Origin of the sequence: Stutzerimonas kunmingensis (assembly GCF_032106285.1) — a bacterium.
Classification (GTDB): Bacteria; Pseudomonadota; Gammaproteobacteria; order Pseudomonadales; family Pseudomonadaceae; genus Stutzerimonas; species Stutzerimonas kunmingensis_B.
The window spans coordinates 1-10,682 of sequence record NZ_DAMCPO010000056.1; the positions used below are offsets into that span (position 1 = coordinate 1).

General features: G+C 57.7%; 12 protein-coding genes. 8 read left to right on the plus strand and 4 right to left on the minus strand.

Annotated elements, in window-relative coordinates:
• The 8 genes from RT582_RS22090 to RT582_RS22125 all read left to right on the plus strand — a co-directional run.
• On the plus strand, positions 1-191 hold a 191-nt coding region (locus RT582_RS22090; protein ID WP_313480038.1), incomplete at its 5' end, for an OprD family outer membrane porin.
• A gap of 313 nt (positions 192-504) precedes the next feature.
• Positions 505-1,266: an ABC transporter ATP-binding protein gene (locus RT582_RS22095; protein WP_014597518.1), complete on the plus strand. Its 762-nt coding sequence runs from the start codon at positions 505-507 to the stop codon at positions 1,264-1,266.
• Entirely contained in the window at positions 1,263-1,979 is a 717-nt protein-coding gene (locus RT582_RS22100) for an ABC transporter ATP-binding protein (RefSeq protein WP_174214551.1), read from the plus strand. The genes RT582_RS22095 and RT582_RS22100 overlap by 4 nt, the downstream gene beginning before the upstream one ends.
• Positions 1,980-2,063: 84 nt before the next feature.
• Complete coding sequence (locus RT582_RS22105; RefSeq protein WP_101276991.1) at positions 2,064-3,281, plus strand: ABC transporter substrate-binding protein; 1,218 nt, start codon at positions 2,064-2,066, stop codon at positions 3,279-3,281.
• Positions 3,282-3,350: 69 nt separating this feature from the next.
• Positions 3,351-4,238, plus strand: coding sequence for a branched-chain amino acid ABC transporter permease (locus RT582_RS22110; RefSeq protein ID WP_003280114.1), 888 nt, complete (start codon positions 3,351-3,353; stop codon positions 4,236-4,238).
• 2 nt (positions 4,239-4,240) lie between these two features.
• Complete coding sequence (locus tag RT582_RS22115) at positions 4,241-5,248, plus strand: branched-chain amino acid ABC transporter permease (protein WP_125862793.1); 1,008 nt, start codon at positions 4,241-4,243, stop codon at positions 5,246-5,248.
• Positions 5,249-5,355: 107 nt separating this feature from the next.
• Positions 5,356-5,553, plus strand: a complete 198-nt coding sequence (locus tag RT582_RS22120; protein ID WP_014819329.1) for a hypothetical protein — start codon at positions 5,356-5,358, stop codon at positions 5,551-5,553.
• Between the two features lie 1,266 nt (positions 5,554-6,819).
• Complete coding sequence (locus tag RT582_RS22125; RefSeq protein WP_125862792.1) at positions 6,820-7,683, plus strand: integrase domain-containing protein; 864 nt, start codon at positions 6,820-6,822, stop codon at positions 7,681-7,683.
• Positions 7,684-7,760: 77 nt separating this feature from the next.
• Here the strand turns inward: RT582_RS22125 and RT582_RS22130 are convergent, their stop codons facing one another.
• From RT582_RS22130 to RT582_RS22145, 4 genes are read right to left on the minus strand one after another with little or no spacing between them, the layout of a single operon-like run.
• Complete coding sequence (locus RT582_RS22130; protein ID WP_125862791.1) at positions 7,761-8,594, minus strand: ATP F0F1 synthase synthase; 834 nt, start codon at positions 8,592-8,594, stop codon at positions 7,761-7,763.
• Positions 8,595-8,598: 4 nt separating this feature from the next.
• The gene (locus RT582_RS22135) at positions 8,599-9,156 is read right to left on the minus strand and encodes a hypothetical protein (protein ID WP_125862790.1); all 558 of its coding nucleotides are present in this window, start codon (positions 9,154-9,156) and stop codon (positions 8,599-8,601) included.
• Positions 9,153-10,316, minus strand: coding sequence for a restriction endonuclease subunit S (locus tag RT582_RS22140; protein ID WP_125862789.1), 1,164 nt, complete (start codon positions 10,314-10,316; stop codon positions 9,153-9,155). The genes RT582_RS22135 and RT582_RS22140 overlap by 4 nt, the downstream gene beginning before the upstream one ends.
• Positions 10,309-10,620: an N-6 DNA methylase gene (locus RT582_RS22145; RefSeq protein ID WP_125862788.1), complete on the minus strand. Its 312-nt coding sequence runs from the start codon at positions 10,618-10,620 to the stop codon at positions 10,309-10,311. The genes RT582_RS22140 and RT582_RS22145 overlap by 8 nt, the downstream gene beginning before the upstream one ends.
• Between the last annotated feature and the right edge of the window lie 62 nt (positions 10,621-10,682).

The window sequence follows — 10,682 nt, forward strand, 5'->3', positions numbered from 1 at the left end:
ACGTCGACCGTGGCGCCGGCGCCAGCGAAGGCAAGACCTGGGAGCGCAACACCGACATCGCCTACGTCATCCAGAGCGGCCCACTGAAGAACCTCGGCTTCAAGCTGCGCAACGCCACCACGCGAAGCAACTTCCAGAGCGACCTGGACGAGAATCGCTTTATCGTCAGCTACAGCCTGCCGTTGTGGTAACCGCGAAACCGCTGTGAACCTCCTCGTTGGAAATTTCCGGGCCGCATAGGCCCGGCTTTTTCTGCGTCGGCCGGGCCTTCTTTCGGCGCTCGCGGTTTGCATCGCCGATGCAAACCAACTACCTCAATGGCGCGAAAAATACTGGCCTTTTGCCTTTCATTTGCCCGCTTTACCGCTCAATCACCCGTTTGAAAAAGCCACTTGCCGTATACGGAAACTGGTTGTTATCGTTTACGTAAAGGTCATGCAGCGACCTGCGCCATAACCAACAACAACAAACAAGGTTAGAGGGCACCCAAAGGAACCAGAGTTCGTGCTGGAAACGCGCGGCCTGACCAAGGAATTCCGCGGCTTCACCGCAGTGGATTCCGTCGATCTGAAGGTCCGTCAGGGTCACATCCATGCGCTTATCGGCCCCAACGGCGCCGGCAAGACCACCGTATTCAATCTGCTCACCAAATTCCTCACGCCCACCCGTGGCGAAATCCTCTATCGCGGCAAGAACATCACCTCGATGAAGGCCAACGAGATCGCCCGGCTCGGCCTGGTGCGCTCGTTCCAGATTTCCGCAGTATTTGGCCACATGAGCGTGCTGGAAAACGTGCGTGTAGCGCTGCAGCAGAAGATGGGCAACTCCTTCCATTTCTGGAAATCCGAACGCAGCCTGCGCGAGCTGGACGACCAGGTGATGCAGCTGCTCGCTGAAGTCGACCTGCAATCCTTCGCCCAGACCCTGGCAGTCGAGCTGCCCTACGGCCGCAAGCGCGCGCTGGAGCTGGCCACCACCCTGGCGCTCGACCCCTTCGTGCTGCTGCTCGACGAACCGACCCAGGGCATGGGCAGCGAAGACGTCGACATGGTCGTCGAGCTGGTGCGCAAGGCCGCGGCCAACCGTACGGTGCTGATGGTCGAGCACAACCTCAGCGTGGTCAGCCGCCTGTGCGATCGCATCACTGTGCTGGCGCGTGGTTCGGTACTCGCCGAGGGCGACTACGAAAGCGTTTCGGCCAACCCGCAGGTGCGCGAGGCCTACCTCGGCAGCGAAGCCGCGACACTCGAGGAGGCGCACGCATGAATCCACCCATGGACCGCGATCAGCTGCGCGTCAGTGATCTGCATGCCTTTTACGGCGAATCGCACATTCTGCACGGTGTCGATCTGGTGGTCGGCCGCGGCGAGCTGGTGACGCTGCTAGGGCGCAACGGCGCCGGGCGAACCACCACGCTGCGGGCGATCATGAACATGGTCGGGCGCCGCACCGGCTCCATCGTGGTCAACGGCAACGAAACCATCGGCATGCCGGCCCACCAGATTCCGCGGCTGGGCGTCGGCTACTGCCCGGAAGAGCGCGGCATCTTCGCCAGCCTGAGCGTCGAGGAAAACCTGCTGCTGCCGCCCACGGTACGCAGCGGCGGCATGAGCCTGGACGAGCTCTACGAAATGTTCCCCAACCTCTACGAGCGCCGCTTCAGCCAGGGTACGCGGCTGTCCGGCGGCGAGCAGCAGATGCTGGCCATGGCGCGCATTCTGCGCACCGGCGCCAACCTGCTGCTGCTCGACGAGATCACCGAAGGCCTGGCGCCGGTCATCGTGCAGAAGCTCGGCGAGGTGCTGATCAAGCTCAAACAGCGCGGCCTGACCATCGTCCTGGTGGAGCAGAACTTCCGCTTCGCCGCGCCATTGGCCGACCGCCATTACGTCATGGAACACGGCCGCATCATCGAAGAGATCGAGGCGGCCGACCTGGATTCGAAGAAGGATTTCCTCAATTCCTGTCTCGGGGTGTAAGCCCCGGACGACTCAGGAAGCAGCAACCGGCCGCAGTGGATGCCGGCCCGAACCACAACAAAAACAATCGAGAGTGGTGAATACATGAGCTTTTTCCGCAAGAGCGCGAGCGCCATCCTGGCTTCTTCCCTGATCGCTTCGGCCGCCCAGGCCGAGATCAGCAATGACGAAATCCGCATCGGCTACCTGGCCGATATGTCCGGCACCTATCGCGACCTCTCCGGCCCGGGCGGCCTGGAAGCGTTGAAGATGGCGGTGGAGGATTTCGGCGGCAAGGTCGACGGCAAGAAGATCGTTGTCTTCCATGCCGACGACCTGAACAAACCCGACGTCGGCGCCAATACCGTGCGCCAGTGGATCGACGAGCGCAACGTCGACATGGTGACCGGCATGGTCGCCAGTTCCGTGGTGCTGGCCGCAAGCAAGGTGGTGGAGCAGGGCGGCAAGCTGGCGCTGATCTCCGGCGCGGCGGCCTCCAGCATCACCAACGAGTTCTGCTCGCCCAACCACATCCACTGGACCTACGACACCTACGCGCTGGCCAATGGCACGGCCAAGGCCGTACTCGCCGATGGGGGCAAGAGCTGGTACATCCTCACCGCCGACTATGCCTTCGGCCACGCCATGGAAAACGACATCACCAAGGTGGTGGAAGGCGAGGGCGGCAGCGTCGTCGGCAAGGTCCGCCATCCGTTCCCAAGCAACGATTTCTCTTCCTACATGCTGCAGGCGCAGGGCTCCGGAGCCGAGGTCATCGCTCTGGCCAACGCCGGTGCCGATACGGTCAACTCGCTGAAGACCGCCAGCGAATTCGGCGTCACCCAGTCCGGGCAGAAGCTCGCCGGCATGGTGGTGTTCCTCAACGACATCCATGCCATGGGCCTGGACGTGACCCAAGGCCTGATGCTGACTACCGGCTGGTACTGGGACATGAACGACGACACCCGCGCCTGGGCCAAGCGCTACTACGAGCGCACCAAGCGCATGCCGGGCATGGTGCACGCCGGCATCTATTCGGCCACTACGCATTATCTGAACGCGGTAAAGGCCGCCGGCACCGACGAGACCGTCGCGGTGCGTGCACAGATGGCCAAGACCCCGGTCAACGACATGTTCGCCAAGGACGGTCGTATCCGTGAGGACGGCCGCATGGTGCATGACATGTATCTGGTGCAGGTCAAGACACCGGCCGAATCCACCGGCGAGTGGGACCTGTACAAGATCGTCAGCACCATTCCGGGAGAGCAGGCCTACCGGCCGATCGCCGAGACCCAGTGCACCAAGCTGGTCGCCAAGGACTGACCGGCTGATCCGCGCCATCACCCGGTCGGCAACGGCCGGGTGCCACGGACTTCCTTTGGGTGGTGAACCATGACTCTCGTATTCGGCGTACCCCTGAGCGTGCTGCTCGGGCAGTTGCTGCTCGGTCTTATCAACGGGGCGTTCTACGCACTGCTGAGCTTGGGCCTGGCGATCATCTTCGGCCTGCTGCGCATCATCAACTTCGCCCATGGTGCGCAGTACATGCTGGGCGCCTTCGTGGCCTTCCTCGGGCTGAACTACCTGGGTGTGAGCTACTGGTTCGCGCTGGTGCTGGCGCCGTTGGTGGTGGGTTGCCTGGGCATGGCCATCGAGCGCGGCCTGCTGCGGCGCATTGCCGGTGAGGATCACCTTTACGGATTGCTGTTGACCTTCGGCCTGGCGCTGATCGTCGAGGGCAGCTTCGTCAAGCTGTTCGGCGTGTCCGGCTCGTCCTATCCAATGCCTGAGTTGCTGCGTGGCGGCTTCAATCTCGGCTTCATGTTCCTGCCGACCTACCGCGCCTGGGTGATCGTCGCCGCACTGGTGGTGTGCCTGGCGACCTGGTACGTCATCGAACGCACGCGGCTGGGTTCCTATCTGCGCGCCGGCACCGAGAACCCGAAACTGATGCAGGGCTTCGGCATCAACGTGCCGCTGCTGGTGACCCTGACCTACGGCTACGGTGTGGCTCTGGCGGCATTCGCCGGCGTGCTGGCTGCGCCGATCTACGCGGTGACGCCGGGCATGGGCTCGAACCTGCTGATCGTGGTGTTCGCCGTGGTGGTGATCGGCGGCATGGGCTCGATCCTCGGCGCCATCATCACCGGCATCGCCATGGGTCTGATCGAGGGGCTGACCAAGGTGTTCTATCCGGAAGCGGCCAACACCGTGGTGTTCCTGGTCATGGTGGCGGTGTTGCTGATTCGTCCTGCGGGACTCTTTGGTAAGGAGGCATGAGCATGACGAATCCGGCAAACGTGCAGGCCGCATCGCTGCGGCAGGCCAGTGTGGTACGCGAGCGCAGGCACGCGGCCGCGCGGCGGCAGAAGATTTTCTATGCGGTGTTGCTGGTGATCGCGCTGTTGGCGCCGCTGGCGGTGTATCCGGTGTTCCTGATGAAGCTGCTGTGCTTCGCCCTGTTCGCCTGCGCCTTCAACCTGCTGCTCGGCTACGCGGGGCTGCTGTCCTTCGGCCATGCGGCGTTCTTCGCCACCGGCGGCTACATCACCGGCTGCATGCTGAGCAGCTACAGTGGGCTCAGTACCGAGCTGGGGATACTCGCCGGCACGCTGGCCTCGACGGTGCTCGGTGCGCTGTTCGGCATGCTGGCGATCCGCAGGCAGGGCATCTACTTCGCGATGATCACCCTGGCGCTGGCGCAGTTGGTGTTCTTCGTCTTCGTTCAGGCGCCGTTCACCGGCGGCGAGAACGGGTTGCAGGGCGTGCCGCGCGGGCACCTGTTCGGCCTTGTCGACATGAAGAACAACATGGCCATGTACTACTTCGTGCTGGCGGTGTTCGTCATTGGCTTCGCCATCATCCAGCGCACCATCCACTCGCCGTACGGCCAGGTACTCAAGGCCATCCGTGAGAACGAGCCGCGCGCCGTGTCGCTCGGCTACAACGTCGACCGGCACAAGCTGCTGGCGTTCGTCATCTCCGCGGCGCTTGCCGGTCTGGCTGGCGCGACCAAGACCGTGGTGTTCCAGCTGGCCTCGCTGACCGACGCGCACTGGCACATGTCCGGCGAGGTCATCCTGATGACCCTGCTCGGCGGCGTCGGCACCATCCTCGGGCCGCTGGTCGGCGCCACCGTGGTGGTGACGCTACAAAGCTCGCTGTCCAACGGACCGCTGGGGGAGTGGGTGCATGTGATCCTCGGGGTGATCTTCGTGCTCTGCGTGCTGCTGTTCCGCTCCGGCATCGTCGGCTGGCTGGAGCGGCTGGTGAAGCGCAACTTCAAGTAGCGATCCGGTGCGGGACCGTCCAGATTGCGCCGGACGGTCCCGCCATCGGCGAACCCGCTGCAGGGATACATGCCTAACGTCCCAGGCCCCTTTCAGAGGACAGAGCCATGCCTGGCACCGAACCCCAAATGCAGCCGCAACCCACCTGGCCCTGGCGAGCCGACGAATCGCCCCTCAACGACCTCGACGACGCCGAGAGCGATACCGAGTTCGAAGGCCCGGACGAGCTGCCGGAAGAAGTGCTCGAACAACTCGAGAAGGTCGCTCCGCCGCCGGATCCGATGCCCGACCCTGGTCCGCTTTAACGGATTGCACCCCCTTCGATAGAAACTAAAAGGCCCCGACGAGTCGGGGCCTTTTTTCAAGCGAGCGGACGCTTAGACGTTGATCACACGTTTAAACGTTGATCGGTCGGTAAAGGTCCATGAGCACTGAGTTTCGCGGGGAAAGCGCGCCATGGCCCTCGCGGGAATCGTTGGAAGTACCCCCAGTTGTACCCCAAGGGGCCATCGGGATCATAGATCAGCCCGGATGACGATGCCAGCATAGCGCGCGCTCTTCGCGGCCTGCGGCCTTGACCAAGAGGCGCTGCCTCTTGGAACTCCGTTCTCGCCGAAGGGCAAGGGTGCAGGGGGTAGAGCATCCCTGCACCCTGCCGAAAGTCTGCTGCGCTGCATGGGCGTCAATGGTGCGCTGCGCCGGGTGCTCACCCGTTCGGTGCTCGCCTGCGGCTGCGCTCCGCTGCGGCTTGCGCGCCCGCCATTGACTCCCATTACGCGCGAAATCGGCCCCAACGCCGAGCCGCTTCCCCAGAGCCGCTGGATCAGCCTTGCACGCAAGCTGCCTGTGCAGGAGCGGCATGGCTACCATGCCGCCTCTGCACAGGTAGCCGACAAGGCCGAAGGCCGCGTCAGTGCCGTAGGCTGGGGATATGTATGCGCCTGCCGCAGCCCCTTACTCTTTGCACGAATCGGATGCCACGAGATGGGCCGTCACTGCACGCCGCAGTGACGGCCCCGCCCACGCCAGCAGCAATACGGGCGAAAGCCTGATCCTATTGCATGCGGAATACATGATGATGGCCGCCCTACACTGACCGGGCAGTTGCCAAGACCGATGGGCTTCGTACATCGGCACCCCAACAGCGCGGATTCCTGCAAGCGCTGACCCGTCAGGGCGGAACCCACCTAGGTATGCCCAGGCTCCTGCTGCATACCGGCCCCTACCCATGGGGCGGAGCCTTCTCCGTCTGCTCGCGCTCATTCCTTCCCGCGCCCTCGGCGCACAGTCCCTCGCAGCTATGGCCTGTGCGCAATGCACAGATCGCCGCCGCTTTCCTTACCCCACTCACTTCACAGGAGGACTCATCGACGCTTATAGCCTGTTCATCTCGCACGACCTCCGTCCGGCCTTCCAGCAGGAAGCAAGACGGACGCCTCATTCGAGGCTCTGGTGTCTCCTGAACACCATGCCCTTGCCCTCACGGGATCTCGCCTAGCGAGTTGGCACCAACACTAACCAATGAGTTTCAGGACAACGCAGCACGACGACGCTTTCTGGGAGACCGGAAGATGGATGACTTGACCTATACCCTGCGGCAGCTTTGCCACCGCAACCGCGACGGCAGCCACAACACCCAGGCCGACCGCATGCGCTCTCTGACGTTGGCTGCACGGCAACTGCGCGAGGCCGGTTTTCGGCAGATGAAGGCATCGTCGCTCAAGGGCAAGCACGTCCAGACGCTGCTGGATCGCTGGCAAAGTGAGGGATTGTCGCCCGGTACCATCAAGAATCGGCTCTCCCATCTGCGCTGGTGGGCCGAGAAGATCGGCAAGTCTGGCATCCTGCCAGCGGACAACACGCAGCTTGGCGTGGCCGAGCGCCGCTATGTGACCAACGTAAGCAAGGCCCGGGAACTGGGCTCGGGGCTTGGCCTAGTCACCGATGCCCACGTGCGCATGAGCCTTCAGCTACAAGCTGTCTTCGGGTTGCGTCGGGAAGAGGCGATCAAGTTTCAGCCCAGCTATGCCGACCGTGGCGATCATCTCGCCCTGAAAGGCTCGTGGACGAAAGGAGGGAGGGAACGCACCGTGCCGATCACCACGCCCGAGCAACGCGAGGTGCTCAAGACGGCGCATCGTCTGGTGGGAGCCGGGTCATTGATCCCGGCACACAGAAACTACATCCTGCAACGGCACGTCTACGATGGTCAGTGCAAAGCGGCCGGACTGAGCCACATGCACGGGCTACGTCATCAGTACGCACAAAGCCGTTATGAGGCTCTGACGGGGTGGAAAGCCCCGACGGCTGGTGGCCCTAGCAAATCTCAGCTTGACGCAACTCAACGTGCGAGTGACCACCAAGCTCGACAGCAGATTAGCCGTGAGCTCGGACATGAGCGGGTGCAAGTCACGGCGATATACCTTGGTGCCTGATGCTTTAATTTGTCTTGTCCAGTGGCTGGCACCGAGCCATAGGCTGTCAGCTTTTACAGTTGAGTCGAGTAAAAACTTCAACCTACTGGTTGCACAGAGTTTGCGAGCCGTCTTTCCTGTCCGAATAGCGTGGTATAGAAACGTTGTTCGACTCCGTAAAGCAGAAGCTTCAGCTCATTGTCCGTTGAAATTTCAAATTTCTGGGCCGCCTGATCGAACTTGAGCTTTTGGTCGCAGTAGTCACCAATATAAGCAAGGATATCCATTTTATCCTGGGCTGACATCTTGGTTAGGGCATCCATCGCCAAAGCGATCCGCTTTCGGTTTGGTTTTGAAACTTTGCTTGCGTCGTAATTGTTCTTTAGTTCAATAAACGCTGACTGTAAGAAAGCTTCTGTTTCCTGTTGTGTAGCTTCTCGGTAAAGAGCGTCAATGCCTTTGAAAATTCCGGAAATGGCCGCTAGGTTACGAAAAGCCAGGGTGTCTGCTTGCTTGAAATAAATGGCGTCTGGTTGGTCATTGATCACGAGGCGATTGCTACTTTCCTCGATTGCTGCTGCCTCTCCGAAGCCGATAATTTTCTTCCTGATGAAAAGAGAAGACGTGATTTTCTGGAAATAAAAATCATCGCCCTGAACGGAGAAAATATAAGAAATGTTGGCGAATTGCTCTTTTTTCAAATCGTCGTAGTCTTTTGAATCAAAGTTGCTTTTCAGTAAGTCTATGCAAAATGTTTGTTGGCCAAACTGCTCGACCTTGAACCATGAGTCTTCATCCAGATTATGATCTGGCGAGTAAGGAACGCAGGTCGCCAGATTGACCTTTGTGTTCTCATACAGGGTGTGATCTGACACTAACTTGAAGAACGGCTTCTTGGTGAGCCGTTTTACCCTGGCCAGCACATGATCCATACCATTATCCCCGTTCAATAAATGTGTAATTGTTGATGCGGAAAGCCGTAGCAATGGCGACTTCGTCTGGTTTCTTGTACTTATGGCGGCTGATCAGAAAGATCGCCGTACCATTTTTTGTGGTGATATTGTAAAACTCGTAGCCAAAGATTAGGAACAGCGGGTTGAAATACAGAGCTTGCGACAAGAAAGTAAACGCAAACAGTACCGCGTAGACAAAGGCCAAGGTTTCCCAGTTGCCGATGCTGAGTGCAACAAAGAAGTAGCCCAAATAACTAGGCAAGAAACTATTGTTTGCATGCTCTATGCTGGCGACTTCGCTCTGTTTAAAGGCATCCCGGCCAAGCCGTGAGCTTAATAGAATGCTTAAGCCAGTGGAGAGCAATGGAACCAGCAGATACAGAATATAAGATACCGCATTCGGCAAGGTATTCAGCCAGCCCACACAGCCCATATCTGCAAGAAAGTAGCCCAGTGTATAGCCTTTCTGTACAAGAAAAATAATGACCAATAGCGATGTGGCATTAAAGGTCAGCAATAGCCTGAACGCAATATTGATCATCTTGCAGTGACCTGGCCGTTCATTAGCATGGGGAGGAGCCAATCTCGGAGTTTTGCGAACTCTGAACTTTGTTGATTATTGGTAACTATCATCTCGAGTATTGGTGAAATCTTATTGTCGATTTCTTCTATTAGTCTTTTCGGCGGCAAGCTGATTCGGCTGCCGGTAAGATGGTCTTTGGTAATATGTCCCATGGTTGTTTTTCTGAGCTGGGCAATCATTTTGAAATGTTCTAAGTATTTCAATACTTCAAAATAATAGAATGTTTTAGGGTATTTTTTTGAGGTGACCTTGAAGATGTGTTGATTTAAAGCGCCTGTACCACCTGTCCATAATTTTACCTCCAGCGTTGCCGACCAAGAAAAAAGAATGTCGCCGTCATGAATAACTACTTTTTCGGGAACTGATTGACGGACGAGTTCAGAGTTGTCATCAAAGCCAGAGCTAAATTCCCTTATCTTGATCACCCTGTACGCTTCCTCGCCATCAGAGGAATAATACTTCTGGCACGCTATACCGTTGGTGAAAGTAGCGATATCAACTAGCGATGCATCACCCCATCCCTCCGGTATTTCCCGTTTTAGGACTGGGTTGTAGAGCATTTTGCCGCCAGAGGTTTTGTAGGGCTTGCCGTTGACGTCGGGAAAGTCGAACTGTACAAACCAGTAGTCGTACAGAGTTTTGGCCATGGCCTCCAGTTCGGTGTTGATGCGGTTGTTGAGTTCGATTTTCTTGTCAATTGCTTCAAGTACTTTTCTTACCGCAACTTGAACGCCTGTGTCTTCAATCGCAGGAATGGCCATTTCATGAAGCTCATTTCGGTTAACTCCTGGGACGGCGCTTTTATCTGAGGTCCGAATTCTTCCTAAACAGCGCAATAAGTAGTATATGTATTTTGGATCATTTCCTTTGAAATTTTGAACGTATAAGGCAGTATTGTGTGGCCAATACTTACCTTCTATGAAATACATTTCTCCTAAAGTGCCATATCGACCAGTTACAACGCCTTGCCCATCAATTTTATATTCGTTGTGATACCCAGAAATTCCTGCGGAACTGATAACTGGATAAGGGCCTGCGATTCTGTCCTTCTCGGGAAGATCGTAACCCCGCTTCAATGTGATGAGATCGCCCAATCTTCTAGACGTAATCTTACTCATATTTCAGTCCAGCCAACTGCTTATTAATCTCTTTTTCCAATATTCGTGATTTCTTAAATAGATCATCCAAGTTGTCGGTAAAGTCTTGCATTTTTTGGGTGAATTGCTTGGGCGTAATATCCACATAATCGATTTTTACATCAAAGTACTGACCCGCGCTCAAGCTGTAATTTTTAGCTGCGATTTCCTCATAGCGAACAGCCACGGAAAAATCTTCTACTGCCAGTTTGGAATTAAAGGTATTAATAATGCGCTGCTCTTCTTCGGCGGTCAGCACCGTGCGCTGGTTTTTACCATCCTTGATTTTTTCGCCTAGTGGCCTGAGCGGTTAGTTCAATAATCTATTTTTCATCGCGCCAAGTTTAG